The following is a 26,020-nucleotide window of genomic DNA, read 5'->3' as shown; positions in this document are numbered from 1 at the left end:
GAGGCGGTGGTAGCCGACGGGGAACGAAAGGAGCAGCCCGTGTCGCTCCCGGCGCCTCTGCCCGCCGAAGCCCCTTCGCCGCGACGCGCCATCGTCACCGGCGCCGACTCCGGCATCGGGCGCGCGGTGGCTGTCGCCCTCGCCGGCGGCGGCCTGGACGTCGGCATCACCTACCACTCGGACGCCGACGGCGCCGCGGAAACCGCCGCCGAGGCGCGGTCGCGCGGCGTTGCCGCGCACGTCCGGCAGCTCGACCTGACCGAGCTGCCCGCCGCCGCCGACGTCGTCGACGCGTTCGCCGAAGACCTCGGCGGCCTCGACGTCCTCGTCAACTGCTCCGGCACCGGCAGCGGCCAGCTCGCCATGGACCTGGACTACGAGAAGTGGCGGCAGGTCCTCGACGTCGACCTCGACGGGGTCTTCCTGCTCTCGCAGCGCGCGGCCCGGCACATGATCGACGCCGGTCGCGGCGGCCGGATCATCACCATCACCAGCGTCCACGAGCACGTCCCGCGGGTCGGCGCCGCACCCTACTGCGCCGCGAAGGCGGGCGCGGGCGCGCTGACCAAGGTGCTCGCGCTGGAGCTGGCCGAGCACGGCATCACCGTGAACTCGGTGGCGCCCGGCGAAATCTCGACCCCGATGACCGGCCAGGCCGACGCCGACCCGCGCGAGCAGGACCGGCCCGGCATCCCGCTCGGCCGCCCCGGCCACGCCGCGGAGGTGGCGGCCGCAGTCGCGTTCCTGGCGACACCGGCGGCCGGGTACATCACCGGCACGTCGCTCGTCGTCGACGGCGGCCTGCTGCTGATGGGCGCCCAGCACGGCACCGCGTACCGCGGGCACGACTGGCGCTCCCCCTGAGACCAGGGGCCCGCGTCCTGGCTGCAGGGACCGGCGCGGGTCCCGGCCACGGGCCGGACGGCGGCTCCCCCAGCCCGCCGTCCGGCCCTTTCCACTCACCCGTTTCTCCCACCCCACCGCGGGTATCCGCGCGGCCGAGGAGAAGGAGGCACCCCATGACGTCCGCCGAGGCCCGTCCCCGGACCGCGGCGACCTGGCTGCGGCCGGTCGTCGCCGTGCTCGGGCTGCTCTACCTCGCGCTGGGGATCGCCGGGTTCCTGACGCCGGAAACCGCGGCGGTCGGGCACGAAACGAGCCGTGCCGTCTGGATCTTCAGCGTGACCCCGCTGCTCAACCTGGTCCACACGGCGGTCGGCGTGCTCGGGTTGCTCGCCGCGACCCGCCGCACCGGCGCGATCATCTACTGCTGGGTGCTGTTCGTCGGTTTCACCGGGATGACCGCCTACGGGATCCTGGCGACCGCGATCGGCAACCCCGAAGACCCGATCAACCTGAACTGGGCCGGCAACTGGCTGCACGGGCTGACCGCGCTCGCCGGGCTGGTGCTCGGCATCGTCGCCGCCCGGGCCGTCAACAAAGCCGCGCGACGGCGGCGGTGAGCTCGATCGTTTCGGCGGCCGATCACCGGGTAGCCCGCGTGAAGGAGGTACTCATGCACCGCGAAAGCGACCAGCACTCACCGCGGGAGGACGACGCGCAGAAGGCCGAACTGCGCGGCACCCTGCAGGGCAACGGCCCGTCCCGCGCCGAGGAGTGGCGAGACCCCGAACTCCCGGCCGACGACGAAACCGAACTCCCCGCACCGGGCGGCGACGCATGACCGCGGGCGTGGAGCGGCGCACGGTCGTCGTGCACCACCGGCTCCACGCGGACTTCGCCGTGCCGTTCCCGTGGCTGCAGCGCCTGCTGGGCCCGAACAGCGGCCTGGAGTTGGACACCGGCGGCCTGCGCGTCCGGTTCGGACCCTGGCTGGTCGAGACGCCGCTGGGCAACCTCGCCGGCGCGGAGGCAACGGGTCCGTACCACGCCCTTCGTGGCTTGGGTGTCCGCCTGTCACTCGCCGACCGCGGCCTGACGTTCGGCACGACGACGCGCGGCGGCGTGTGCCTGCGGTTCCGGGAACCGGTCGCGGGAATCGACCCGTGGGGCCGGATCCGCCACCCCGGCCTGACGGTGACGGTCGCCGAACCGGAGCTGGTCGCGGAGGCGATCAACCGGATCGTGGCGGGGTCGTGACGGCGGCCCGCATGCTGGCGGTGGCGGTCGACTGCCACCAGCCGGACCTCCTGGCGGAGTTCTGGGCCGCGGCGATCGGCGGCGGCAAGACGAGGAAGTGGACCGACTCGCACGGAACCGAGTATCGGCAAGTCGACTTCGAATCCGGCCCGGCGTTGCTGTTCCAGCCGGTGCCGGAGGGCAAGGCGGGGAAGAACCGGCTGCACCTGGACCTCGCGCCGGTCGAGCGGGACCAGCGGGCGGAGGTGGAACGGCTGGTGATGCTGGGAGCGAAGGTCCTCGAGGACCCGGCTGACGACCCGTGGGTGGTGCTCGCCGACCCGGAGGGCAACGAATTCTGCGTGCTCCCGCCGCGGTGACCCGAACCGTGATTCGAAGTTGAGTCTCCCTCAAGGGGAGCCTGCAAGCTGTGGGCATGGACGACGAGAACCTCCTCCCGATCGGTGCCTTGGCCGAGCGGACCGGCCTGTCCGTCAAGGCGATCCGGTTCTACTCCGACAAGGGGATCGTTCCGGCGACCAGCCACAGCCCGGCCGGCTACCGCCTCTACGACGTGGCCGCCCTGGCTCGGCTGGAGCTGGTTCGCACGCTGCGTGAACTCGACATCGACCTGGCCACGGTCCGGCGCGTGCTGGCCGGTGAGACCTCGCTCGCCGAGGTCGCCGCCGCGCACGCGGCTGCGCTCGAGGTGCAGATCCGGGCGCTGCGCCTGCGGCGTTCGGTGCTGGCCGCGGTCGCGAACCGGGGAGCGACCCCTCGGGAAATGGATCTCATGCACAAACTCGTGAACCTCTCCGACGCCGAACGGCGCCGCTTCGTCCACGATTTCGTCGATGACACCTTCGGCGGGGTCGACGCCAACCCGGCCATGGTGGAGCTGCTGCGTTCGACCATGCCGGAGCTGCCCGAGGACGCCACCCCCGCCCAGGTCGAGGCGTGGATGGAGCTCGTGGAACTGGTACAGGACAACGATTTCCGGGACGCCGTGCGGCGGATGGCCGAATACCAGGCCGCCCAGCGCGCCGACGGGGACACCACCGGCCTGCACCACGACCTGACCGAGACCGTGCGCGAAACCGTCGGCCGGGCGCTGGCCGCGGGGATCGCTCCGGACTCGGTGCAGGCCCGCGCCGTCGTCGCCACGCTCACCGCCGGCTACGCCCGGACCTTCGGCAAGGCCGACGACGACCGGCTGAAGGCGTGGATCCTCGAACGGCTCGAGGTGGCCGACGATCCGCGCGTCACGCGGTACTGGCAGCTGGTCGCCGCCCTCAACGGCTGGCCGCCGCTCCCCGACCCGGGACCGGTGTTCGCCTGGTTCGGGCAGGCCCTGCGCGCCGGCCGGCCGTGAGTCAAGCCCGGCCGACGGGGTCGCCGGCGTAGGCGGCCAGCCGGTCGTCGAAGCCGTCCGCGGCGCCGGGTCTGCGGAAGTCCGGTGGGTCCGGCCGCCCCGGGTACTGCTCGCCGTAGAGGTCCTTCACGAACTTCTCGACGGCTTCGGGCGGCGGCAGGACGTCCTGGCCGAGGTAGGCGAGCACGACGACGTCGTCGCCGCTCGCCGACTCGACCGCCGCGGACCAGCCGTCGCGCTCGTCCCACAACAACGCCGTCTCGTGGTCCGGGAACCGGGCGAGCCGCCGCTCCAGCGCCACGTACGCACCGGCTGGGACGTCGACCTCGCAGAACCAGGCGGGCGCGTCCAGCTTGGCCGCCACGGCCAGCAGGTACTGCCGCAGCCCGCGCGCCGCCGCGCCGAGCCCGTCCCGTTCGCTCATCCCGCACCCGCTTCTCCGGTCGGCACCCCGGACGGGTGATACCCCGTCACCCACCCGGTCAACCCGGTCCGACCCGGGTGGCGCAGCACGTCACCGGCCGTCCTCTGTGGAGAGCCGAGGGTCACCGGAAGAGCAGGTCCAGCACGTCGTCGTCACTCGTCTGGTGGAAATCGGCGTACCACTGGCCGACCGCGCGGAAACCCGGCGGCTCGGCCACGCAGACAACGTCGTCGGCCTCGGCGCCCACGCGATCGGCCGCCTCCGGGGCGGCGACGGGGGTGGCGAAGACGAGCGTGCGGGGCCGGGCCGCGCGGACCTCGCGCAGTGCCGCCGTCGCCGTCACGCCGGTCGCCAGGCCGTCATCGACGAGGATGACGTCACGGCCGGTGAGGACCGCGGGCGGGCGGCCGGCGCGGTACCGCCTGAAGCGGCGGCGCGCCTCTGCCCGCTCCCGCGCTTCGGCCCGAGCCAGCCGCGCGGCCGTCAGCCCGAGTGCGTGCAGGGCGGCTTCGTCGTAGCTGGCCGGGCCGTCCGGGGTCACCGCGCCGACGCCGTATTCGCGGCGGCCCGGGGCGCCGATCTTGCGCGCGACGGCGACGTCCAGGTCCGCGCCGAGCCGCCGGGCGACGACGGCGGCGACCGGCACCCCGCCCCGGGCCAGCCCGAGCACGAGCGGATCGGTCCAGCCGCGGCGCCGCAGCTCGTCGGCGAGGCAGCGGCCGCCGTCGGCCCGGTCGGCGAAGACCCGCGCGGCCATCACCGCGGCGCAGGCACGCTCACGGGCGCCACTCTTCGCGCCAGTCCGGGTGAGCCTCGTACACCGACGCGATCAGCTTGACGGATGCGTCGTCGTGGGCGTCGCGGATCTCGCGGCGCAGGAACTCGGCCTTCTCGGCGAACGGCACCGGGTGACGGTCCTCCATCGCCTCGACCGGCCCGCCGGCCAGCAGCAGCCCGTCGCCGTCGTCGGCGTACATGATCCGCAGCCGCCCCCGCCGTTCGGCCTCGTCGATCAGCGGCAGTTCCCCCGCCCGGACGCGCTCTTCGTCCTCCGCGAGCCGGGCGAGCACGAATTCGTCGAGCTTCGCGGTCGTGGTGTCGTCGAGATTCGTCATGCGCGCGGGATACCCGCGCGGCCACTGCCTCAAGCGTGCGCGCGGCCCAGGCGCCGGGCCACCGCGTACCCGGTGCCGAGCAGGACGGCGCCGCCGGTGATCCACGGCCACAGCGGCACCGGCCCGTCGGCGTCCGGGCGCGTCACCGCCGTCGCGGCCGGCACCGCGCCGCCCGGGCCCGCCACGGTGAGCCGGAACGGGACGGTGCCGGAGACCGGGTGGCCGTCGGCGGAGGTGACGCGGTACCGGATCGTGTAGCCGCCGGCCGGCCCGAGGGGACGCAGCGGCGCGGAGACCCGGGCGTCGACCACGGACGCCGGGCCGGCCTCCCAGTGGGAAGCGCCGTCGGGGCCGAGCACCGAGAGCTCGGTGAACCGGTTCTCCACCGGCTCATTGAACTCGAGCACCGCCTCGGCCGGGCCCGAAGCGAGCGACGCGTCCGCGGACGGCGAGCTGGAGACGAGGACACTGTGCGCGTCCGCCGCGGGCGCGCACAGCAGCGCCGCGCCGGCGGCCGCCAGCGCGGCGGCGATCCGGGCCGGGAAAGACCAGCGGGAAGTCATGGTTTCTCGCCTTCTCGGGAATTCGGAGGATGCCGGAACCGTAGCGAGCAGATCCCGTGGCGCGGCCGAAGACGTGAAACGGCTGTGTTAACCAATTCTCACCGCCACGGCGGATCACCGTCCGGCAACCGGGCAAATCGGGCCGCTAGCCCGGTAGTCCGCACGGCCGATCACCCGAACAGCGCAGCCGAAGCGGCTTTCGGCCCAGGAACTCACCGCGTCGCGCCACTTCCGGGCCGCCGGACTTTACCCGGCCTTCACGTGAAGATCACCCCGCGAAACGTGCCGGCTGGTTTATTGCTCCCACATCCCGTTTTCCCCACCCATCCGGAATTGCTCGCGAAGCCCTTTCCCGGGCCGCGAATTCCCGTTCTTCGGAGGACGAAACCGTGCGAGGACCCGCCCTGCGCCGTGACCACGTCATCGCCGCGAGCCTGGCCGGCGCGGTCGTGGTCGTCGTCGGCTACGCGTCCGGCATCGGCCTGCACCCGGGCACCGCGGCGGCGGCCCCGCCCGCCGTCGCGGACGGCGGGCACCCCGGCACGCCGGAACCGCCCGCCACGCAACCCCTTCCGGTCGGCCAGCTGCCCACCGGCGGCCCGGCGACCCCGCTGCCCGCGGTCCCGGTCGGCGACCAGCCATCGAGCCCCGTCCCGCCCGGCGACACCGGGGTGGCGCCGGTCCCGGAATCCCCCACGCCCGACACCCCTCCTCCCCCATCGCCGTCGTCGCCTGCCACGCCGGTGCCGCCCGGAACGGACCCGCCCGCGTGCCAACCCGGTGTGGCGCAACAGGTTCTGGACACCGTCGGCGGCCTGCCGCTGCTCGGCACCGTCACCACCGGGCTGGGCGTGACCGGGCCGTCCGGGGCCGGGGCGCTCGTCCTCGGCTACTGCCGCACGGCCGACGGCGGGCTGGAACCGGCGATGGTGCCCGCCGCCACCACCGTCCCCAGTGGACAGTGAGCCGTGGAACCCGTCAAGGCGTGGTACGTGTTCGCCCGCACCGTCGACTACGCCGGTCTCACGCTGTTCGCCGGCGGGCTGCTGTTCCTGGCCGCGCTCTGGCCCGGCGGCGCCGGCCACCGCGGTGCCCGTTCGGTGGTGGTCACCGGCTGGGTCCTCGGCCTGCTCGGCACCCTCGCCGGACTCGGCCTGCAGGCGGCGTGGGCCGCGCAGCGCCCGCCCGGCGACTTCCTGTCCTGGGACCTGCTGAGCCCGGCACTGGACAGCCAGTTCGGCCGGATCTGGTTCGCCAGGGCCCTGCTGTGGCTGCTCGGCGGAGTCGTGCTGGCCTGGCTGCTGCAACGCGGCCGCGCCGCCGCCACGGCGTTGCCCTGGCGCGCCGGGGCCGGGGCGGTGCTGCTCGGGCTGCTCCGCACGACCGGGCTCACCGGGCACGCGGCCGAGAGCACCCGGCCGTGGCTGACCCAGCTGGCGGACCTCGCGCACCTCGCGGGCGCTTCGGCCTGGATCGGCGGCCTGGCCGTGCTGCTGTTCGGCGTCCTGGCCCGCCGTGACCCCGAAGAGCTCGCCACGGTGATCCCGCGCTACTCGAAACTGGCGATGACGTCGGTCGCGGTCGTGGTCGCCGCGGGGGTGGTGCTCGCGTGGCAGACCGTCGGCAGCGCCGGCCGGGTGTTCGGCACGGCCTACGGGCGGACGCTGCTGGTCAAGCTGGCCGTGCTCGCCGTCGTGCTGCTCGCCGCCCAGGCCAGCCGCAGCTGGGTCGGCCGCCGCCTCGACTTCGCCGTCGTCCTGCGCGGGGACGCCGGAACCGTCCGCCCCTTCGTCCACTCCGTCGCCGCGGAGACCACGCTCGTGCTCGTGGTCCTCCTCGCGGCGAGCTTCCTCGTCACGGCCAGTCCCGGCCGCTGATCGCCCCGCGAAAGGAGTCCCTCGATGGACAACCCCACCCCCACCGCCCCCGAGCAGCCGGAGGTGGTGCGCCGGCGGCGGAACTGGCCGGTCGCCGTGGCGGTCCTCGCCCTGGCGACGGCGTTGTTCAGCCTCGCCACGCTGCGCGGCGGGCAGACCGAGCAGGCCGCCCCGAGCCAGGCCGCGAACGTCGACCTCGCCGCACTGGCCCGGCAGAGTCCGCTGGCCGTCCCGCTTTACCAGGGCCTCGCACAGGAACAAGCCGGTGGAGCCGCGGCGCCGTCGGCGAAGGCCGTCGAAGCCATGGGCTACAAGTTCTCGCCCGCCGACCTGACGATCGCCGTCGGCGACACCGTGACCTGGACCAACCACGACACCGCGCCGCACAACATCGTCGTCACCGACGGGCCGGAGAAGTTCACGTCCCCGACCCTGCAGACCGGCCAGACGTTCAGCCACACCTTCACCAAGGCGGGCAAGTACTCGTACTACTGCTCGATCCACCCGGACATGAAGGCGACCGTCACCGTGACCGGCGCGGCCCCGACCAGCGCCCCGCCGGCCACCACCCCGACGTCCGCTCCGACCTCGGCCCCGAGCCACTCGATGCCGGCGCCGTCCACCCCGGCCGGCGGCTCCTGCGTCCCGAAGGCCGTCCTGCAGCCGATTTTCGACCACATCAAGAGCGCCCACCTGGAAACCTCACCGGGCCAGCAGGTGCAGGACATCCTCAACCTGGACCAGTACATCAAGACCCACACGGTGTGGCTGGAAACCGTGCTCGCGCCGGCGTTCGACGGGTCGGCGGACAAGGTCGTCACCGACACGCTGGCGCCGATCCTCGCGCACATCAAGAGCGCGCACCTCGAGGAGTCGCCGGTGCAGCAGGTGACCGACCTGCTCAACCTCGACCAGTACATCAAGACGCACACGGTGTGGCTCGAGAACGTGCTCACGCCGTTGCTGAACCAGGCAAGCTGCTGACCGCGCGGGTGGCCCGGCCGGCCGGGCCACCCGCTCCCTTCCCCGGAGGCCCTCCCCCATGCCCGACACCGCCGTGCTGCCGGTGACCCGCTACACCCTGCGCCGCGACCGCTGCGTCATCGAGGTTTCCCGCCGCCTGCCGCTGTTCCGCGCCCGGCTGACCGCGACCGGCGGGCACTGGACCCCCGGCTCGGCCCTCACGGTCGTCCTCGACCCCGGCTCGCTGCGGACGCCGATCCCGTTCCTCGCCAAGGCGTTCCACGGCGAGGAGCTCACCTTCACCGCCGCCGAAGTGGCCGAGGACCCGTTCGTGGTCGACGGCGGCGTGGCCGGACGGGCCGTGCGCCTGCGCGGCGACGTCCGGCACCGGGACGCCTGTGGCGTCGTCGTCTGGGCCGCGGGGTACGTCCTCCCGGCCCGCCGGAAGCCGGCGCGGGCGCGGGGGCTCGTGCGGCTGCTCGCCCGGCGGCGGCTGCGTGTGGAGATCGCGATCGAGTTCGTCCGATGAGGCGCGCCGCCCTGGCCGTCGCCTGCCTGCTGGCGTTCCTGGCGCTGCCGCCCGCCGGCCCGGCCGCCGCGGCGACGCAGCAGGTCATGATGCAGGACTACGCCTTCTCCCCGGCCGCGTTGACCGTGCGCGCCGGCGACACGGTCACGTGGATGCAGCACGACCAGGCCCCGCACGACGTCGTCACGACGAGCGCGCCGGTCGCGTTCCGCAGCCCGCAGCTGTCGGCCGGGCAGAGCTGGAGCTACACGTTCCGGCAGCCGGGCACCTACCAGTACTACTGCTCGGTGCACCCCGACATGCGGGCCTCGGTGACGGTGCTGCCCGCGCCCACGACGGCGGCGCCGAAGCCGTCGGCGCCCCGGACGACGCCGCCGCGCACCACGGCCACCACCACCTCGGCCGCCCCGGCCGCCGCCGGGCCGGCGGTCACGCCGACCGCCACACCGCCGGCCACCTCGTCCGCGGCCGCCGTTCCGGCCCCGCAGCCGGTCCAGCAGGCGAGCGCGGCGACCCCGCCGTCGCTGAACCCGATGCTGCTGGTCGCCGGGCTCGTCACCGGCGTCGCGGTGCTGTGCCTGCTGCTACTCGGGTCACGCCGGGCGTGAATTCCTGTCCGGATCTTGTCCCGGTAGAGGACTGGACCAATATTATTAGCTCCGGAAAATGAGGTGCATCGCCCTTCAGCGCGGAAGGTGACCGATGCACTTCCTCGTCCCCCTGCTGTCCTTCGTCCTGGCGGCCACGCCGACGCCGTCCCCGGCGCCGTCCGCCGCACCGCTCGCGACGATCTGCAACAAGTACTGCGACGCAAGAGATCCCGCGTCGTCGCCCGGCGACCGCGAAGGCGCGTCGGCCGGTGTCGGCGGCCGGAGGATCTCCCTGCACCTCGACGACGGTGACGCCATGGGCTGGGCGGCGATCACCGGCGGCGCGGCCGGCGACCACGTCTGGCTGGACCGCTCGTTCGACGCCGGGCGCACGTGGGCGTCGGGCAGCAAGCTCGGCGACACCGCGACCCCGCCGGGCGCGACCGGCTGGCGGACCCTGATGTACAACGCCGACGACTGGGCGAACCGGGGCGTCGGCCTGCTGCGTGCGTGCGGGCAGCCCGCGGGTTCGGGGAGCATCGCGTGCACCGGCTGGGCCCGTCCGACGTGGAACGCCTGGGACCGCCGCACCGCGGCCGCCACGGCCCTGATGGAGCGCTACAACCTCGGCACCGGCCTCTTCGACACGACCGGGTGGTGGAACTCGGCCAACGCGCTGACCGCGATCATCGACAACGTGCGGATCAGCGGCATGGGCAGCTACCGCTACGCGATCGACACGACGTACACGAAGAACCTTTCGGCGCAGGGCGGCAGTTTCCGCAACGACTACCTCGACGACACCGGCTGGTGGGGCCTGGCGTGGGTCGACGCCTACGACCTGACCGGCGACGGCAAGTACCTGAACACCGCCCGCGCGGACGCCGACCACATGTACGCGTACTGGGACGGCGTCTGCGGCGGCGGGGTCTGGTGGAGCACGAGCCGCGGCTACAAGAACGCGATCCCGAACTCGCTGTACATCCAGCTGAACGCGGCCCTGCACAACCGCATCCCGGGCGACACGGCGTACCTGGCGCGCGCCCGGGCCGGCTGGACCTGGTTCTCGGGCAGCGGGATGATCAACGGCTCGAACCTGGTCAACGACGGCCTGACGTCGGCCTGCGCGAACAACGGCCAGGCGGTCTGGTCGTACAACCAGGGCGTGCCCCTGGCGGCGTTGACGGAGTTGTACCGCGCGACCGGCGACGCGAGCCTGCTGACGAAGGCCCGCGCGATGGCGAACGCGTCGACGGCGAACGGTTCGCTGAACCCGGGCGGCATCCTCCGCGACCCGGGCGAAACGGCGGGCGGCGGTGGCGCGGACGGCCCGACGTTCAAGGGCGTGTACGCCCGCGACCTGGCGGTGCTCAACGCGGCCCTGTCGGACCACCCGTACACGGCCTACCTGCAGCGCCAGGCGAACTCGGCGTACGCGAACGACCGCAACAGCGCGGACGCGTACGGCCTGCTGTGGGCGGGCCCGTTCGACCAAGCCGACGCGGCCCGCCAGCAGAGCGCCCTGGACCTGATGAACGCCGCCCCCTGACCACGTCGTGAGTGGTAAGGCGCGTTCTAACGCGCCTTACCACTCACGACCGCGGGTCAGAGGGTTTTCTCCAGGCGGCCGGCCAGGAGCTTGATGAACCGCGAGGGGTCGGCGAGTTCGCCGCCCTCGGCCAGCAGGGCCATGCCGTACAGCAGCTCGGCCGTTTCGGTGAGGCCCTCGTCGTCCGGGCGGGCGGTGTGGGCCTCGCGCAGGCCCGTCACCAGGCCGTGGTCCGGGTTCAGCTCGAGGATGCGCTTGATCGGCGGCAGTTCCTGCCCCATCGCGCGGTACATCTTCTCCAGCGTCGGGGTCAGGTCGTGGGTGTCGCCGACGATGCAGGCGGGCGACGTCGTCAGCCGCGACGAGAGCCGGACCTCCTTGACCGTGTCGCCCAGTGCCGTTCCCATCCAGGTCAGCAGGCTCTCGAAGGCCTTGTTCTGCTGTTCGCGGGCGACCTCGGTGGCCTTCTTGTCCGCTTCCGACTCGAGGTCGACCTGGCCCTTGGCGATCGACTGGAACTGCTTCCCGTCGAAGCCCGGCACCGCGTCGACCCACATCTCGTCGATCGGGTCGGTCAGCACCAGCACCTCGAAGCCCTTGGCGCGGAACGCCTCCATGTGCGGCGAGTTCTCGATCGCCGAGCGCGACTCGCCGGTCATGAAGTAGATGTGCTCCTGGCCCTCCTTCATCCGCGAGACGTAGTCGCGCAGCGAAGTCGGCTTCTCGGCGTCGTGCGTCGAGGCGAACGACGAGATCTCGAGGATGGCTTCGCGGTTCTCGAAGTCGTCGAGCAGGCCCTCCTTGACCGCCCGGCCGAACTCGCGCCAGAACGTCGCGTACTTCTCGGCGTCGGCGGTCATCATCGCCTTGACCGTCGACAGGACCTTCTTCACCAGGCGGCGGCGGATCAGCTGGATCTGCCGGTCCTGCTGCAGGATCTCCCGCGACACGTTGAGCGAGAGGTCCTGCGCGTCGACCACGCCCTTGACGAACCGCAGGTACTCGGGGACCAGCGACTCGCAGTCGTCCATGATGAAGACGCGCTTGACGTAGAGCTGCACGCCGCGCTTGCGCTCGCGCAGGAACAGGTCCATCGGCGCGTGCGAGGGCAGGAACAGCAGCGCCTGGTACTCGAACGTCCCCTCGGCCTGCAGCCGGATCGTCTCCAGGGGGTCCTGCCAGTCGTGGCTGACGTGCTTGTAGAACTCGTGGTACTCGTCCTCGGTGACCTCGCTCGACGAGCGCGCCCACAGCGCCTTCATCGAGTTGACGGTCTCGGCTTCGGCGTCCTCGCCCTCGCCCCGCATCCGGATGGGCCAGGTGATGAAGTCGGAGTACTTCTTGACGATCTCGCGGATCTTCGCCGCGGACGTGTAGTCGTAGAGGTGGTCCTCGGTGTCCTCGGGCTTGAGGTGCAGGGTGACCGCGGTGCCCTGGGGCGCGTCCTCGACCGGCTGGATCGTGTACGTGCCTTCGCCGGTCGACTCCCAGCGGACGCCTTCGGCGGTGCCCGCGCGGCGGGTCACGAGGGTGACCTTGTCCGCGACCATGAAGCTCGCGTAGAACCCGACGCCGAACTGCCCGATCAGGTCCTGCGACGCCGCCGCGTCCTTCGCCTCCTTGAGCTTGGTCAGGAAGTCCGCGGTGCCGGACTTGGCGATCGTCCCGATCAGGGCGACGACCTCGTCGCGGGTCATGCCGATGCCGTTGTCGCGCACCGTGAGGGTCCGCGCTTCCGGGTCGGTTTCGATGGCGATGTGCAGGTCGGACGTGTCCGCCTCGAGGTCCTTGTCGCGGTACGACTCCAGCCGCAGCTTGTCGAGCGCGTCGGAGGCGTTGGACACGAGCTCCCGCAGGAACGTGTCCTTGTTCGAATAGATCGAATGGATCATCAGCTGGAGCAGCTGACGCGCTTCCGACTGGAACTCCAGCGTCTCGATCGGGGCAGTCACTTCCATTCCCTTCCGCGTGTCCGGTGGCCGTCGCTGGGTCGATCCTACCGAGCGGGTCCGACGGTTCCGACCGCGCACTTTATGAACGCAATCTCGGACCGCCGCGCTCCCGGTGTGATGCTGGCCACGCCCTGCTGTCGATCAAGGAGGATCGAGTGCCCGGACGCCTGCCCCGCTGGGCCGCCGTGTTCGCCGCGGCCGCGGCCCTGACCACCGCCTTCGCCGCCCCCGCCGCCGCGGCGGGGGTCGCCGACCAGCCCGTCCGCACCACCGGCTGCGGGCGGCCCGCCGGGTTCCCGGCCGGCGTGACGACCACCCGGCACGTCGCCTCGGGCGGCCTCGACCGCGAGTACACCGTCCACCTGCCCGCCCGCTACGACCCGCACCGGCCCTACCCGCTGGTCCTGTCGTTCCACGGGCACAAGCGGACGTCGGCGTACCAGGAGGAGCTGTCCGGCTTCTCGGCACTGGACGTGATCGCGGTCTACCCGCAGGGCCTGATCGGCACCGACGGCGAGGCCGCCTGGACCGGGGCGCCCTACTCGGCCGCGGCCGACGACGTGCTGTTCACCAGCGACCTGCTGAACGCGCTGCAGCGCACGCTGTGCGTCGACCCCGGTCGCGTCTTCGCCGCCGGCAAGTCCAACGGCGGCGGCTTCGTCGGCGTGCTGGCGTGCCGGCTGGGCGGCCGGATCGCGGCGTTCGCGCCGGTGTCCGGGGCGTTCTACCCGCAGAGCGGCGCGTGCCTGCCGCACCGCCCGGTGCCGGTCCTCGACTTCCACGGCACCGCCGACACGACCATCCCCTACGACGGCAACCCGGCGAAGGGCCTGCCCGCCATCCCGGACTGGCTGGCCGGATGGTCCACAAGGGACGGTTGCCGGCCCCGGCCGGTGACGTGGACGCCGGTCGTCGGCGTGCTGGCCGAGAAGTGGCTCGGCTGCGACCGCCGCGGCGCCGTCGAGCACTACCGCGTCGAAGGGGCCGGGCACGTCTGGCCGAGCACCCGGCCGAACAACGACTCCGCGACGCCGTCGGTGATCGACGCGACGCCGGTCATCTGGCGGTTCTTCCGCGCGCATCCACTGTGGTGAAACACGATTGACGCACGTCTTTCCCCTCGGCGACGATTTCGCCGAGAGGAAAGAGGTGTGTTGTGAAGGTACTCGTCCTGAACGCCGGTTACGAGCCGCTGCAGACCGTTTCGGTGCCGCACGCGATCCGCATGCTCGTGCGGCACGTCGCCGAGATCCACGAGGCCGAGGACGGTCTCGCGTACGGGCTGTTCCCGCGCCCGAAGATCGTGCGGTTGCTGCGTTACGTCGTCATGAAGTGGCGATATACGCAGCCGCCGCGCTGGTCCCGCCGCGGGGTGCTGACCCGCGACGGCCACCGCTGCGCGTACTGCGGCGCGAAGGCGACGACGATCGACCACGTGACGCCGCTGAGCCGCGGCGGCGAGCGGACGTCGTGGCTGAACACGGTGGCGGCCTGCGGCGGCACGGCCCGCAGCTGCAACGCGCGGAAGGCCGACAAGCTGCCGGCCGAGGCGGGGATGAAGCTGCGGTTCACCCCGTACGTCCCGGCGTGGGACCAGCTGCACCGGCTCGGCGCGTGAGCCCGGCCTGCCCGGCGGCGAACCGGCGGGCAGGCCGTTAGGCTCGAACCGAACGTCGCCCGCATCCGTGTGTTCCGGGGGAAGCCGGGAGGTCGTCGTGACCGACGCAGGAGAGCTGGTCGCCGGGCGCTACCGGCTGGCCGGACGGATCGGCCAGGGGTCGATGGGCGTCGTCTGGCGCGCCCGCGACGAGCGGCTCGACCGGGTCGTCGCGGTCAAGCAGCTGGACTACGACGCGGCCATCGGGCCGGCCGCCGGTGCCCAGGCGGCCCAGCGCGCGCTGCGCGAAGCCCGGCTGACCGCGCGCCTGCGGCACCCGCACGCGATCACGGTGCACGACGTCGTCGAGGCACCCGGCGGGCCCTACCTGGTCATGGAGTACCTGCCGTCGCGCAGCCTGGCGGAGGTCCTGCTCGACCGGGAGACGCTGCCCGCCGACGAGGTGGCGCGCATCGGCGTGCAGGTCGCGTCGGCGCTCGCCGCCGCGCACGCCGAGGGAGTCGTGCACCGCGACGTCACGCCCGCCAACGTCCTGCTCGGGGAGTCGGGGGTCGCCAAGATCGCCGACTTCGGCATCTCCCGGGCGACCGGCGAAGGCACGGTGACCGGCGGCGGCTTCATCGCGGGCACGCCCGCCTACCTGGCCCCCGAAGTCGCCGGCGGCCACGAAGCCGAGTACCCGGCCGACGTCTTCTCCCTGGGCGCAACGCTCTACCGGGCGCTGGAAGGCGCCCCGCCGTTCGGCAACGACGACAACGCGATCACCCTGCTCCTGCGCATCGCCAAGGAAGACGTCGTCCCGCCGCGCCACGACGGCCCGCTCGCCGAGGTGCTGACCCGGATGCTGGCGCGGGACCCGGCCGCCCGCCCGGCGATGGCGGAGGTCCAGGAGCTGCTGGAAGCGGTCACCGGCGGCCGTCCGCTGCCCCCTCCGCGCCCCCGGCCGCGGGCCGGGACGCGGCTGCTGCGCGTCCGCCGTCCGCGACGGCGGCTGGTCCTGGCGGGCGCCGCCGGCGCGGTGCTGCTGGCGCTGGGCGTGGTGATCGGCACCGTGATCGTCCCGGACGGCACGCCCGTGGCCGCACCGGTGCCGACGGCGGCACCGTCCTCGACACCCCCGTCCCCGGCGCCCACCACCCCGGCCGACCTGGGCTGCGCGGCGCGGTACGAGGTGACGAACTCCTGGCCGGGCGGCTACCAGGTGCTGGTGACGGTCCGCAACGACCGCGCCGCCGGCCTGTCCGGCTGGCGCGTCCGCTGGACGTTGCCCGCCGGGCACCGCATCACGGGCCTGTGGAACGGAACCTTCACGGTCGACGGGTCCACGGTGACGGTCGAGAACGCGGCCTGGAACGCGAAACTCGACGCGGAGGCGACGACGACGTTCGGCCTGATCGCCTTGACGCAGAACGGAAGCGGCGACGCCCGGCCGGCCGTCACCTGCCGGACGCTCTGAAGTCCCGGGCGGCCCGCGCCAGCCGGTCGAGCACCGAACCGACGTCCGGCCGCCGCGCCAGGCCCGCCCGGGTCAGCGCGAACACCTTGCGGGTCAACGGTTCCCGGAGCGGGTGGAGGCTGACCCCCAGCGGTCCGGACGGCAACGCCATGGCCGGCACCAGCGCGACCCCCGCACCGGCCGCCGCGAGGGCGACCAGGACGGCGAAGTCCGCCGACTCCGCGGCCACCTCCGGGACGAACCCGGCCGCGCCGCAGGCGCGCTGGATCATCGCGTGGCACGAGAGGTCGGCCGCCGGCACCAGCCACGGCCGGCCGGCGAACGCGGTCAGGTCCACCGGTTCGCCGTCGGCCGGCCCCGGCGATGCCGGGTCGCGCGCCAGCAGGACCGGGTCTTCGAGCAGCACCCGCTCCGCGCAGCGCGGCGGGATTTCCCGCGGGACCAGCGAATAGCTGTGCACCACCGCGATGTCGGCCTCCTGGCGGCGCAGCGACTCGAGGGCGGCGTCGGGTTCCTGCTCGACGAGGCGGAGGGAGACCGGGCCGGCCCACGCCCGCGACAGGAGCTGCCGGGCCGCGGACGCGAAGGCCGCCACGCGGACCGTGCCGGTCCCGCCGTCGCCGGCCGCCGCGGCCAGCGCCGACTCCGCGGCGGCGAGGTCGTCGAGGATCACTTCGGCGTGGGACAGCAGCAGCCGTCCGGCGGGGGTGAACGCCAGCGTGCGGCCCCGTTTCTCCAGCAGCGGGACGCCGGCTTCGCGTTCGAGCGCGGCGAGGTGCTGCGAGACGGCGGGCCCGGTCAGGTGCAGGGCGGCCGCCGTCGCGGCCACGGTCCCGTGCTGGGCGAGTCCGTGCAGGACGCGCAGGCGGCGCAGCTCCAACATGAAGTACAGCTTCCTGATCAGCCAAGAAAGAGTAACTGGTACTTCAGCATCTTACCGCCGACGATGGAGGGGTGAAGCTGAAAGCAACCGCGGCCCTGGCCGTGACCGTCGTCCTCTGGGCGTCGGCGTTCCCCGCGATCAAGGTCGGTCTCGACGGCTACGGCGTCGCCGGGTTGTCGTTCGCCCGGCTCGCGGTGGCCTCGGCCGTCCTGCTGCTCGCGGCGCCCGTGCTGGGCGTGCGCCGCCCGCGCCGCGCGGACCTGCCGTTGATCGCGGGGTGCGGGCTGGCCGGGATGAGCGCGTACCAGGTGCTGCTCAACTGGGGCGAGGTGCACGTCCCGGCGGGCACGGCCAGCCTGCTCGTCTCGGTGGCGCCGGTGTTCAGCGCGCTGCTCGCGGCGGTGTTCCTCGGCGAGCGGCTGACCGTGGCGAAGCTGCTGGGCAGCGCGGTGGCGCTCGGCGGCAGCGCGCTCATCGCCACCGGCGGCGGCCTCGGCTACTCGGGCGCGGCGTGGGTGGTGCTGGCCGCGGCGGCGGTCCAGGCGGTGTACCACCTCGGCAGCAAGCCGCTGCTGCGGCGCTACACCGGGCTGGAGGTCGCCTGTTACGCGATGTGGGCCGGGACGCTGTTCCTCGCGCCGCTCGCGCCGCAGGCCGTGCACGCCTTCGCGAGCGCGCCGCCGCAGGCGACGCTGTCCGTGGTCTTCCTCGGCGCCCTTCCGTCGGCGGCCGGGTTCGTCGCCTGGGGGTACGCGGTGGCCCGGCAGTCGCTCACGGTCGCGACGGCCGCCCTCTACCTCGTGCCCGCGGTGGCCCTCGCGGTCGCGTTCGGCTGGCTCGGCGAGACGCCGGGCGTGGTGGACGTCGTGGGCGGGGCGCTCAGCGTCGCGGGAGTCGTCCTCATCGGCGCGGCGGGCCGGAAAGCCTTGCCCGGCCGCGCTTCCGGCGACACCTCTGACTCCGTCGCTGGTCCGATCAGGGTAATTCGCGGGAGATCGCGCCCCGGTCTCAACGGTCCGGGCGACTGGTCCGTCGGAAGTGGTGATCAACCACCACACGGAGGTGCCAGTGCGAAGAAGTCTCACGGTGTTCGCGGTCCTGCTCGCCGGTTCGGCTGGCCTGGCCGGGCTCGCCCCGCCGGCCGCGGTCGCGGCGGGCCGATCGGCGACCGCCACCCTGATCACCGGCGACCGGGTCACCGTCCGGACCGCACCGGACGGCCGGGACACGTTCGAGATCCAGCCGGCCGCGGCCAAGGGCATGGCGCGGGCGCTGGTGCACCTGCGGCTCGGCGGCCGGGACTACGAGGTGCCCGGCACCGCGCTCCCCTACCTCGGGCGCGGGCTCGACCTGAACCTGTTCGACGTCAAGGCGCTGCTGGCGGGGGCGGAGAACCCGGCCGACACCGCGACCTTCGGGGCCGCGCTGGCGAGGCAGTACAAAGAGGACAGTGCACGGGGGCGGTTCGGCGGGCAGGGCCTGTTCGCGAACGGCACGCGGTTCGCACTCGCCGGGGCACCGAAGCGGCAGGTCGTCCGGCCGCGGTCGGTGATGCGGACGGTCTCCGTCGACGCCACCGACCTCGCCGGCAAGCCCGCCGACACGGGCATCGCGTTCCTCTACAACACCGACGACGGCACCACCCTCGCCGGGGAGGAGACCGTCAACTACTTTTCCGGGGGCACGGCCAAGTTCAGCGTGCCGGACGGCAACTACAGCGCGCTCGGCGTGCTCTGGACGACCGACGCCGACGGCAACCCGACCGACGTGCGGTTCACCGCGCAGCCGGAGTTCGCGGTGCACGCGGACGCGACCGTCCGCGTCGACGCGAAACGCGCGTCCAGCAAGCTGACCTGGGTGACCCCGCGGCCGGCGCTGCTCGACGACACCGGGTTCTTCTTCCGCCGGGCCGCGAAGACCGGGCCGGCGCTGGTCGTCGACTTCGACGCCGGGCCGGGCGTGCCGATCTCGGTGTCGCCGACCGCCGTCCCGGTGCGCACCGGGGCGCTGCAGACGTACCCGTACAGCAGGCTCGTGTCCCCGCCCGGGCCCGGCACGCCGTACGAATACGTGCTGCAGAAGGCCGCCACGGGCACGATCCCGCAGCAGCGGTACGTGATCACGGCGAACGACGTCGCCACGGTGGACGCCACCTACTACAGCGAATTCACCGCGGTGGGGCGGCGGCAGCGCAGCGGCATGTTCACCTTCGAGGACGGCGGCGGCCGCCCGTCGCACCTGCTGGACCTGCCGCGGCGGCAGACCGAGTACGTCTCGGCGGCACCGGACCTGATGTGGTTCGGCGGCGTTTCGAAGTACGTGCTGCCCGGGCAGTCCCCCGGCTGGGCCGGCGGCCAGTACGAGGCGTTCCACAGCTACCGGGGCGGCTCGTCGGTCACCGAGGGCTGGAACCGCTTCCCGCTGCACCCCGCGGGCGCGGTGTCGCTGCAGTCCGACACCACGATCTACACCCTGCCGGCCGCGACCCGCGCCGGTGACCTGCTGCGGTTCTCGATCACGCCGTTCAGCGACAACCAGCCGGGCCACACGGGTTTCGGCTACGACGGCGAGCCGCGGGACACCGTCACCGGGTACTACCGGCTCACCCAGAACGGCACCACCCTCGCCGAAGGCACGCCGTCGAACGGCAGTTTCGAAGCCGCCTTCCAGCAGGAAGCCGGCCCGGGCCCGGCGACGCTCGGGCTCACGGTCGACGCCGGGCGCACCGGGCCGATGTACCTCCAGAGCACCGCGAGCCACACCGAGTGGACGTGGAAGTCTCAGCACGTCGAAGGCGCGCAGCTGCCGCCGGCGTTCTACTGCGCGCGCGGCGACGACGGGCCGGACCGGGCGTGTGCGGTCGAACCGCTGCTGACCCTGCAGTACGCCGTCGGCGGGCTCCGGCCGGACGGGTCCACCGTGAGCGGCCCGCAGAGCCTGGACCTCACGGTGGGCCACCTGCAGCAGAGCGCCGCTTCGCCCGTCGCCGGCGCGACCGTGCAGTACTCGGCCGACGGCACGACCTGGCGGGACGCGACCGTCACCGCGCGCGGCGACGGCGTCTTCCACGCGGACTTCCCGGTGACCACGGACGCGTTCCGCGGCACGGACGTCTCGCTGCGGGTGACGGCGTCCGACACCGCCGGCGCGACGATCGCCGAGAGCGTCACGGCCGCCTACCACGTCTACCCGTACTGAGGGGAGTGTCCACTGTGCACAGAAGAGCGATCGGAGTGCTGGCCGCCGCGGTGGCGGCGGCCGGCGTCCTCACGCCCGCGGCGGCGGCCGCACCGATGTCCCGCCAGGCGTGCCCCGAACCGGCGCCGGGTCAGGCGCGCTGCCTCACCACCTACACCCCGCGCGCGGTCCGCGCGTTCGCCGACGGGCCGGCGGGCTGGGGCGCCGCCGACCTGGCGTCGGCCTACCGGCTGCTGGACCAGGCGGGACCGGACACCGTCGTCGGCATCTCGATCGCCTTCGACGCGCCGAACCTGGAAGCCGACCTGGCCGTGTACCGGGCGCAGTACGGCCTGCCGCCGTGCACGACGGCGAACGGCTGCTTCCGCAAGGTGAACCAGCAGGGCGCGGCGGCTCCGCTGCCGCCGGGCTCCTTCGGCTGGGCCATCGAGTCCACTTTGGACGTGTCGATGGTGTCGGCGGCGTGCCCGTCCTGCCGGATCGTCGTCGTGGAGGGGAATTCCCCGGGCTTCGCCGACCTCGCGGAGACGGAGGACACGGCGGTGCGGCTGGGCGCGAAGGTCGTCTCGAACAGCTACGGCGCCCGGGAAGGCGGGGCACCGCTGGCGTACGCGAGCCACTACCAGCACCCGGGTGTGACCGTGGTGGCCTCGTCGGGCGACAGCGGCTTCACGGCGGCGAGCTACCCGGCGGTGCTGGCCTCGACGGTCGCGGTCGGCGGGACGTCGCTGGCCCGTGACCCGGATTCGCCGCGCGGCTGGGCGGAATCGGCGTGGCAGTACGGCGGCAGCGGCTGCTCGGCCTACATCGCCAAACCGCGGTGGCAGCGGGACACCCACTGCGGCAAGCGGACGGTCGCCGACGTGGCGGCGGTCGCGGACGGCCTGGCGGTGTACAACACGGACGTGGGCGGCTGGCTCCCGGTGAGCGGCACGAGTGCCTCGGCGCCGTTCGTGGCGGGCCTGTACGGCCGTTCGGGCCGGGCGGGCACGGCCCAGCCGGCCGATGTGTACGCCGACGCGGCCCGGTTCACCGACGTCACCACGGGGAACAACGACCCGAACGGCGCCGGCAAGAAGTGCGGCGGCGACTACCTGTGCGTGGCGGGCCCGGGCTACGACGCCCCCACCGGGGTGGGGGTGCCGGACGGCCTGAGCGGCTTCTGAGGGCGTGACGTGAACGGCTCCCGGGAGCCGTTCACGTCAGCCCGGGCCCGGGCGGCAGAGGCCGCGTTCGTACGCCAGCAGCCCCGCGCCCGTCCGGTGCGCGCAGCCCAGCTTCCGCACCACCCGCGCCACGCAGTCCCGCACGACCGGCTCCGGCAGCCCCAGCCGGCGCGCGATCTCGGCGTTCGTCAGCGCCGCACCCACCCCGGCGAGGACGTCGGTTTCGCGGGCCGACAGGCGGTCCACCTGCGCGAGCCGGTCGTCGCGGGGGCCGGACAGGCGCGTGGCCGCCGACAGCAGGCGGCGGGCGGCGTCCGGGGACAGCACCACGTGCCCGTCGGCGGCCAGGCGGACCACCTTGACCAGGTCGGTGCGCCGCGCCGAGCGCAGCAGGAAGCCCACGGCGCCGTCGCGCAGCGCGCGCAGGATGCCCGCGTCCGAGTCGAAGGTGGCCAGCGCCACCACCGCCGGGCGCCGGGACAGCGCGTCCGGCCAGGCCAGGCGCAGGTCCAGCAGCAGCACGTCCGGCAGGCGGCGCCGGAGGGTGACGCGGGCCGCCGTCGCGTCGGCGGCCGAGCCGATGACCTCGATGCCGTCCGCCGCGTCGAGGATCCCGCTCAAGCGGGCACGCACCGCGGGATCGCGCTCGGCCACCAGGACCCGGACCGGCGGTGCGAGCACGGTCAGTCCTTGGCCCGCAGGCGGATCAGCGGCAGGTCGGTCTTCGACGCGCCGACCAGGTCACGGCCGCCCGGGCCGCGCAGCCGCAGTTCGCGGAAGCGCACCGACGAAAGCTGCGCGGCTTCGATCGGGTAGACGTCGCCGTAGCGCCGGATCTTGTCGACCAGCTCCTTGCCGAGCAGCTCGACGAGGCCCGCGTGCCGGGTGGCGCCGCCGCCCAGCGGCACGTCCAGCTGCGTGCGGACTTCGGGGAACCGCTGGTCCAGCTCGACGGCCAGCTGGTGGATGGTGACGTAGGCCCGGCCGAACTCCTCGGCGTCGGGGCCCGGCGGGATCTCCTGCAGCACCTTGACGAGCTTGTCGTCCATCTTGAGCTTGTCCCACAGGGTCACGTCTTTTCCTCCACATGCGGCCGCCGTTGGTCTACCAGAGGACCGGCACGCGGTCCACTCCCCCGGTGACACGGTTGGTCCGGATCCGCAGTTCATCGACGCCGACGGCCAGGCGCAGCCCCGGGAACCGCCGGAACAGCGAGCCGAACACGACCCGCAGTTCGGTGCGGGCCAGGCTCGCCCCGATGCAGAACCAGCCGCCGTAGGCGAACGAGACGTGCGAATTCGGCTTGCGGCCGGGGTCGAACGCCTCGGGGTCGGGGAATTCGGTCTCGTCCCGGTTGGCCGCGGCGATCGACAAGAGGACCGCGTCGCCCCGCGTGATCGCCACCCCGCCGAGCTCGACGTCGTCGTGGGCGTACCGCAGCACCCCGAGCCCGCTCGGCGCGGACAGCCGCAGGATCTCTTCGACGACGCCGTGCACACGGCCCTCGGGATCGGCGGCCAGCTCGTCCCGCCGGGCGAGGTCGGCGAGCAGGTACAGGACGCCGAGGTCGATCCGGTTGGCGGTGGTTTCGTGGCCGGCGAACAGCAGCCCGGCGGCGAGCCGCGCGACGTCGTCGTCCTTGATGGCGGGATCCCCGGCCTGCGCCCGCACCAGGTCCGAGACGACGTCCTGCCCCGGCTCGCGCCGCTTCCGGTCGGCGAGCCGGCCCATGTAGCAGGCGAACTCCTCGAGCGCCGCGTCCGAAGCGGCGCCGATGTCCATCCGGCCGATCCGGTCCGAAAGCTCCCGGAAGGTGTCGCGGTCGTCGTACGGGACGCCGAGCAGCTCGCAGATCACCAGCACCGGCAGCGGGAAGGAGAGGTGTTCGTGCAGGTCGACGGCCGCCCCGTCGCCCCGGGCCCGCTCCATGTCGTCGAAGCAGCCGTCGGCGAGTTCCTGCACGTGCCCGGCGAGCCGGCGGATCCGGTTGGCGGAGAAGGCGGGCACGAGCAGCCGCCGCATCCGCGCGTGTTCGGTGTGCTCGGTGTCGTGGTCCCCCTGCGGCCGGCTGAGGAAGGCGGCGTCCGACAGCAGGGACGCCTCCGCCGGCGCGGGGTGCGACCGCCCGAACCGCGGATCGGTGAAAACGGACCGCACCTGCTCGAACCCGGTGACGAGCCAGGCGGGATCCCCGGCCGGGGTGGTGACGGCGACCACGGGCCCCTGCCGCCGGAGAACCTCGAAGAGCGGAGCGATCTCCAGGACGTTGGGCCGATCGAACGGAAGGCGCGGAGCGGCGGCGGTCATCGGGTCTCCTCCCGGAGGCGCAGCACGGCCGGCGCGAACGCGGGCGGGCCGGTCACCGGCCGTTCCCCCCGGTCCCCCACGATCCACGGTACTCAGCAACAGGCCGATCGGGCGGCGAGCGGCAATACCCCGCCCGATCGGGCCATCGAGCCCGCCCGGTGGGCCGGAATCGTCGGTGCCCCCGGGTAGCGTGGACATCGGGGGCCGGAGGCCAAGCGGGTGGCCGTCCCGCACTGGACCATGCCCCCGCCCGCTCGTGAGTGGTAAGGCGAGTTAGAACGCGCCTTACCACTCACGACCACCTGGCCGACGGCGTCACGCGCCCGGCTACAGCAGCTGCCAGGCCCGGGTCAGCGTGTCCCGCAGGATCTGCTCCATCTCGTCGAACTCCCGCTGGTCGCAGACCAGCGGCGGCGACAGCTGCACGACCGGCTCGGCCCGGTCGTCCGCCCGGCAGTACAGCCCCGCCTCGAACAGCGCCTCCGACAGGAATCCCCGCAGCACCCGCTCGGACTCCGCCGCCGTGAACGTTTCCTTGGTCGCCTTGTCCTTCACCAGCTCGATCCCGTAGAAGAACCCCGCGCCGCGGACGTCCCCCACGATCGGCAGGTCGAGCAGCTTGTCCAAAGTGGACCGGAAGGCCGATTCGCGGCGCAGGACGTGGCCGTACAGGTCTTCCCGCTCCATCAGGTCCAGGTTCACCAGCGCCACCGCGCACGACACCGGGTGGCCGCCGTAGGTCGAGCCGTGCATGAACGTCGTCTCGCCGCGGGTGAACGGCTCCATCAGCCGCTCCGAAGCCAGCACCGCGCCCAGCGGCGCGTACCCCGACGTCAGCCCCTTCGCCGTCGTGATGATGTCCGGCTGGTAGCCGTACCGCTTCGCCGCGAAGTCGTGGCCCACCCGGCCGAACGCGCAGATCACCTCGTCCGACACCAGCAGCACGTCGTGCTTGTCGCAGATTTCCCGCACCCGCGCGAAATACCCCGGCGGCGGCACGAAGCAGCCGCCGGTGTTCTGCACCGGCTCCAGGAACACCGCCGCGACGGTGTCCGCGCCCTCGAACTCGATCGCCTGCTCGATCTGGTCCGCCGCCCAGCGGCCGTAGGCCTCGTAGTCGTCGGCGTGCTCGGTCGCCCGGTAGAAGTTCGTGTTCGGGACGCGCAGCGTGCTCGGCACCAGCGGCTCGAAGTCCGCCTTCGCGCCCGGGATGCCGGTGATCGACAGCGCGCCCTGCGACGTCCCGTGGTAGGCCAGCGCGCGGCTGATCACCTTGTGCTTGCCCGGTTTCCCGACGAGCTTGAAGTACTGCTTCGCCAGCTTCCACGCCGTCTCGACGGACTCGCCGCCGCTCACGGTGAAGAACACGCGGTTCAGGTCACCCGGAGCCGCCGAAGCGAGCCGCGAGGCCAGTTCGATCGCCGTCGGGTGCGCGTGGCCCCACAGCGGGAAGTACGCGAGCTGCTTCGTCTGCCGCGCGGCGGCCTCCGCGAGTTCTTCGCGGCCGTGGCCGACCTGGACCGCGAACAGCCCGGCGAGCCCGTCCAGGTAGCGCTTCCCGCGGGCGTCCCAGATGTACGGGCCTTCGCCGCGCACGATCACCGGGACGTCGGTCTCGTCGTAGGCCGAGTGGCGGGTGAAGTGCATCCAGAGGTTGCTGCGGGCCGCCTGGGCGAGGCTCGGGGCGTCGGCGGAGGCGCGGTCGGCGGTAGTGGTCATGACTCGGTTATCGCACGCGCCGACCCCGCGACGCAAGCGATTCAGTCGTCCAGCCGAACTTGGACGACTAATTCATGGTCATCTTTCGCCCGCAACCTTCGGATATAGTCGTCACGTTCCGCGCGTGCCCCACTGGTAGGTCTGCTTCCGCAGCTTGAGGTAGACCATCACCTCCGCGTGCCGGACGCCCGGCAGCGCGCGGATCCGCGTCGAGATCAGCTGCAGCAACGCCTCGTCGTCCGCGCAGACGGCCTCGCACAGCAGGTCGTAGCGCCCGGCGCAGAGGATCACGTACGCGATTTCGTCCATTTCGGCCAGTGCGTCGCCGACCGGTTCCAGCGGGCCGTCGACGGTGATCGCGACCATCGCCTGCCGGAACAGCCCGACCTGCAACGGATCCGAGACGGCGACGATCTGGATGACCCCGGAGTCCGACAGCCGCTGCACCCGCTGCCGGACCGCCGCTTCCGACAGGCCGACTGCCTTGCCGATGGTCGCGTACGCGCGCCGCCCGTCCTCCTGCAGCTGCGCGATGATCTGCCGCGAAATGTCGTCGAGGACCGGCGGGGCGGGCCGTCCGGTGGCGTCCTGGCTGCTCACGCCCGGGATCATCCCCGACACGGGTGACGCCAGGCAAACCCGGCGCGCCGTGACAGTGCG

General features: G+C 73.1%; 28 protein-coding genes and 1 pseudogene. 18 read left to right on the top strand and 11 right to left on the bottom strand.

Annotated features, from left to right (window positions below; all coding sequences use genetic code 11):
• Nucleotides 1–39 precede the first annotated feature (39 nt).
• The 6 genes from OO60_RS26445 to OO60_RS26425 all read left to right on the top strand — a co-directional run bounded on the left by OO60_RS26445 (nucleotide 40) and on the right by OO60_RS26425 (nucleotide 3,451).
• Nucleotides 40–864, top strand: a complete 825-nt coding sequence (locus OO60_RS26445; protein WP_081911262.1) for an SDR family oxidoreductase — start codon at nucleotides 40–42, stop codon at nucleotides 862–864.
• 155 nt (nucleotides 865–1,019) lie between these two features.
• Nucleotides 1,020–1,463, top strand: coding sequence for a DUF4383 domain-containing protein (locus OO60_RS26440; RefSeq protein ID WP_033262284.1), 444 nt, complete (start codon nucleotides 1,020–1,022; stop codon nucleotides 1,461–1,463).
• A 53-nt stretch (nucleotides 1,464–1,516) separates the two neighbouring features.
• On the top strand, nucleotides 1,517–1,684 hold the full coding sequence (locus tag OO60_RS47200; protein WP_167346737.1) for a hypothetical protein: 168 nt from the start codon (nucleotides 1,517–1,519) through the stop codon (nucleotides 1,682–1,684).
• Nucleotides 1,681–2,100 (top strand): hypothetical protein, encoded by a 420-nt coding sequence (locus OO60_RS26435; RefSeq protein WP_033262283.1) that lies wholly within the window; start codon nucleotides 1,681–1,683, stop codon nucleotides 2,098–2,100. The genes OO60_RS47200 and OO60_RS26435 overlap by 4 nt, the downstream gene beginning before the upstream one ends.
• Complete coding sequence (locus OO60_RS26430) at nucleotides 2,097–2,459, top strand: VOC family protein (RefSeq protein WP_033262282.1); 363 nt, start codon at nucleotides 2,097–2,099, stop codon at nucleotides 2,457–2,459. The genes OO60_RS26435 and OO60_RS26430 overlap by 4 nt, the downstream gene beginning before the upstream one ends.
• A gap of 56 nt (nucleotides 2,460–2,515) precedes the next feature.
• Nucleotides 2,516–3,451 (top strand): MerR family transcriptional regulator, encoded by a 936-nt coding sequence (locus OO60_RS26425; protein ID WP_033262281.1) that lies wholly within the window; start codon nucleotides 2,516–2,518, stop codon nucleotides 3,449–3,451.
• A 1-nt stretch (nucleotide 3,452) separates the two neighbouring features.
• Here OO60_RS26425 and OO60_RS26420 read toward each other — a convergent pair whose 3' ends face one another.
• The 4 genes from OO60_RS26420 to OO60_RS26405 form a co-directional block, all read right to left on the bottom strand.
• A complete protein-coding gene (locus OO60_RS26420; RefSeq protein WP_033262280.1) occupies nucleotides 3,453–3,875 on the bottom strand; it encodes a DUF6292 family protein in 423 nt (140 codons plus the stop codon).
• 121 nt (nucleotides 3,876–3,996) lie between these two features.
• Nucleotides 3,997–4,632, bottom strand: a complete 636-nt coding sequence (locus OO60_RS26415) for a phosphoribosyltransferase (protein WP_033262279.1) — start codon at nucleotides 4,630–4,632, stop codon at nucleotides 3,997–3,999.
• Nucleotides 4,633–4,651: 19 nt separating this feature from the next.
• Entirely contained in the window at nucleotides 4,652–4,990 is a 339-nt protein-coding gene (locus OO60_RS26410; protein WP_033262278.1) for a DUF6221 family protein, read from the bottom strand.
• A 29-nt stretch (nucleotides 4,991–5,019) separates the two neighbouring features.
• The gene (locus OO60_RS26405) at nucleotides 5,020–5,553 is read right to left on the bottom strand and encodes a copper resistance CopC family protein (RefSeq protein ID WP_033262277.1); all 534 of its coding nucleotides are present in this window, start codon (nucleotides 5,551–5,553) and stop codon (nucleotides 5,020–5,022) included.
• Between the two features lie 389 nt (nucleotides 5,554–5,942).
• Here OO60_RS26405 and OO60_RS26400 point away from each other — a divergent pair, with 389 nt between their 5' ends.
• From OO60_RS26400 to OO60_RS26375, 6 genes are all read left to right on the top strand, one after another.
• Nucleotides 5,943–6,518: a hypothetical protein gene (locus tag OO60_RS26400; RefSeq protein WP_033262276.1), complete on the top strand. Its 576-nt coding sequence runs from the start codon at nucleotides 5,943–5,945 to the stop codon at nucleotides 6,516–6,518.
• A 3-nt stretch (nucleotides 6,519–6,521) separates the two neighbouring features.
• Entirely contained in the window at nucleotides 6,522–7,430 is a 909-nt protein-coding gene (locus OO60_RS26395; protein WP_004559951.1) for a CopD family protein, read from the top strand.
• Between the two features lie 24 nt (nucleotides 7,431–7,454).
• Complete coding sequence (locus tag OO60_RS26390; RefSeq protein WP_004559952.1) at nucleotides 7,455–8,414, top strand: cupredoxin domain-containing protein; 960 nt, start codon at nucleotides 7,455–7,457, stop codon at nucleotides 8,412–8,414.
• Nucleotides 8,415–8,472: 58 nt separating this feature from the next.
• A complete protein-coding gene (locus OO60_RS26385) occupies nucleotides 8,473–8,922 on the top strand; it encodes a hypothetical protein (RefSeq protein ID WP_004559953.1) in 450 nt (149 codons plus the stop codon).
• The gene (locus OO60_RS26380; protein WP_033262275.1) at nucleotides 8,919–9,530 is read left to right on the top strand and encodes a cupredoxin domain-containing protein; all 612 of its coding nucleotides are present in this window, start codon (nucleotides 8,919–8,921) and stop codon (nucleotides 9,528–9,530) included. Before OO60_RS26385 ends, OO60_RS26380 begins: the two co-directional genes overlap by 4 nt.
• A gap of 94 nt (nucleotides 9,531–9,624) precedes the next feature.
• Nucleotides 9,625–11,061, top strand: a complete 1,437-nt coding sequence (locus OO60_RS26375; protein WP_004561219.1) for a glycoside hydrolase family 76 protein — start codon at nucleotides 9,625–9,627, stop codon at nucleotides 11,059–11,061.
• A 56-nt stretch (nucleotides 11,062–11,117) separates the two neighbouring features.
• Here OO60_RS26375 and htpG read toward each other — a convergent pair whose 3' ends face one another.
• Nucleotides 11,118–13,013 carry a molecular chaperone HtpG gene (htpG, locus tag OO60_RS26370; protein WP_004561220.1) on the bottom strand — a complete coding sequence of 632 codons (1,896 nt, stop codon included), beginning with the start codon at nucleotides 13,011–13,013 and terminating at the stop codon, nucleotides 11,118–11,120.
• Between the two features lie 155 nt (nucleotides 13,014–13,168).
• Here htpG and OO60_RS26365 point away from each other — a divergent pair, with 155 nt between their 5' ends.
• From OO60_RS26365 to OO60_RS26355, 3 genes are all read left to right on the top strand, one after another.
• Nucleotides 13,169–14,107 (top strand): CE1 family esterase, encoded by a 939-nt coding sequence (locus OO60_RS26365; protein ID WP_033262274.1) that lies wholly within the window; start codon nucleotides 13,169–13,171, stop codon nucleotides 14,105–14,107.
• A gap of 62 nt (nucleotides 14,108–14,169) precedes the next feature.
• Nucleotides 14,170–14,631, top strand: coding sequence for an HNH endonuclease (locus tag OO60_RS26360; protein ID WP_004561222.1), 462 nt, complete (start codon nucleotides 14,170–14,172; stop codon nucleotides 14,629–14,631).
• 97 nt (nucleotides 14,632–14,728) lie between these two features.
• A complete protein-coding gene (locus tag OO60_RS26355; protein ID WP_033262273.1) occupies nucleotides 14,729–16,087 on the top strand; it encodes a protein kinase domain-containing protein in 1,359 nt (452 codons plus the stop codon).
• Here the strand turns inward: OO60_RS26355 and OO60_RS26350 are convergent.
• On the bottom strand, nucleotides 16,068–16,970 hold the full coding sequence (locus OO60_RS26350) for a LysR family transcriptional regulator (protein ID WP_033262272.1): 903 nt from the start codon (nucleotides 16,968–16,970) through the stop codon (nucleotides 16,068–16,070). The genes OO60_RS26355 and OO60_RS26350 overlap by 20 nt on opposite strands.
• A 71-nt stretch (nucleotides 16,971–17,041) precedes the next feature.
• Between OO60_RS26350 and OO60_RS48455 the strand changes: the two are divergent.
• The 3 genes and pseudogenes from OO60_RS48455 to OO60_RS26335 form a co-directional block, all read left to right on the top strand.
• Nucleotides 17,042–17,863: pseudogene (locus OO60_RS48455) on the top strand (DMT family transporter); the annotation flags it as partial.
• A gap of 175 nt (nucleotides 17,864–18,038) precedes the next feature.
• On the top strand, nucleotides 18,039–20,168 hold the full coding sequence (locus OO60_RS26340) for a hypothetical protein (protein WP_240490711.1): 2,130 nt from the start codon (nucleotides 18,039–18,041) through the stop codon (nucleotides 20,166–20,168).
• 14 nt (nucleotides 20,169–20,182) lie between these two features.
• The gene (locus tag OO60_RS26335; RefSeq protein WP_240490712.1) at nucleotides 20,183–21,334 is read left to right on the top strand and encodes a S53 family peptidase; all 1,152 of its coding nucleotides are present in this window, start codon (nucleotides 20,183–20,185) and stop codon (nucleotides 21,332–21,334) included.
• A 36-nt stretch (nucleotides 21,335–21,370) separates the two neighbouring features.
• On the opposite strand, the gene OO60_RS26330 is transcribed toward OO60_RS26335, so the two are convergent.
• From OO60_RS26330 to OO60_RS26310, 5 genes are all read right to left on the bottom strand, one after another.
• Complete coding sequence (locus OO60_RS26330) at nucleotides 21,371–22,015, bottom strand: LuxR C-terminal-related transcriptional regulator (RefSeq protein ID WP_003089607.1); 645 nt, start codon at nucleotides 22,013–22,015, stop codon at nucleotides 21,371–21,373.
• 2 nt (nucleotides 22,016–22,017) lie between these two features.
• Complete coding sequence (locus OO60_RS26325) at nucleotides 22,018–22,407, bottom strand: hypothetical protein (protein ID WP_003089609.1); 390 nt, start codon at nucleotides 22,405–22,407, stop codon at nucleotides 22,018–22,020.
• A gap of 31 nt (nucleotides 22,408–22,438) precedes the next feature.
• Nucleotides 22,439–23,641 carry a cytochrome P450 gene (locus tag OO60_RS26320; protein WP_003089612.1) on the bottom strand — a complete coding sequence of 401 codons (1,203 nt, stop codon included), beginning with the start codon at nucleotides 23,639–23,641 and terminating at the stop codon, nucleotides 22,439–22,441.
• A 327-nt stretch (nucleotides 23,642–23,968) separates the two neighbouring features.
• Nucleotides 23,969–25,360: an aspartate aminotransferase family protein gene (locus OO60_RS26315; protein WP_003089614.1), complete on the bottom strand. Its 1,392-nt coding sequence runs from the start codon at nucleotides 25,358–25,360 to the stop codon at nucleotides 23,969–23,971.
• Between the two features lie 111 nt (nucleotides 25,361–25,471).
• On the bottom strand, nucleotides 25,472–25,972 hold the full coding sequence (locus OO60_RS26310; RefSeq protein ID WP_051767769.1) for an Lrp/AsnC family transcriptional regulator: 501 nt from the start codon (nucleotides 25,970–25,972) through the stop codon (nucleotides 25,472–25,474).
• Nucleotides 25,973–26,020 lie beyond the last annotated feature (48 nt).

The organism is Amycolatopsis vancoresmycina (assembly GCF_000716785.1).
GTDB lineage: Bacteria > Actinomycetota > Actinomycetes > Mycobacteriales > Pseudonocardiaceae > Amycolatopsis > Amycolatopsis vancoresmycina.
This window is presented reverse-complemented; position numbering and strand designations above follow the sequence as displayed.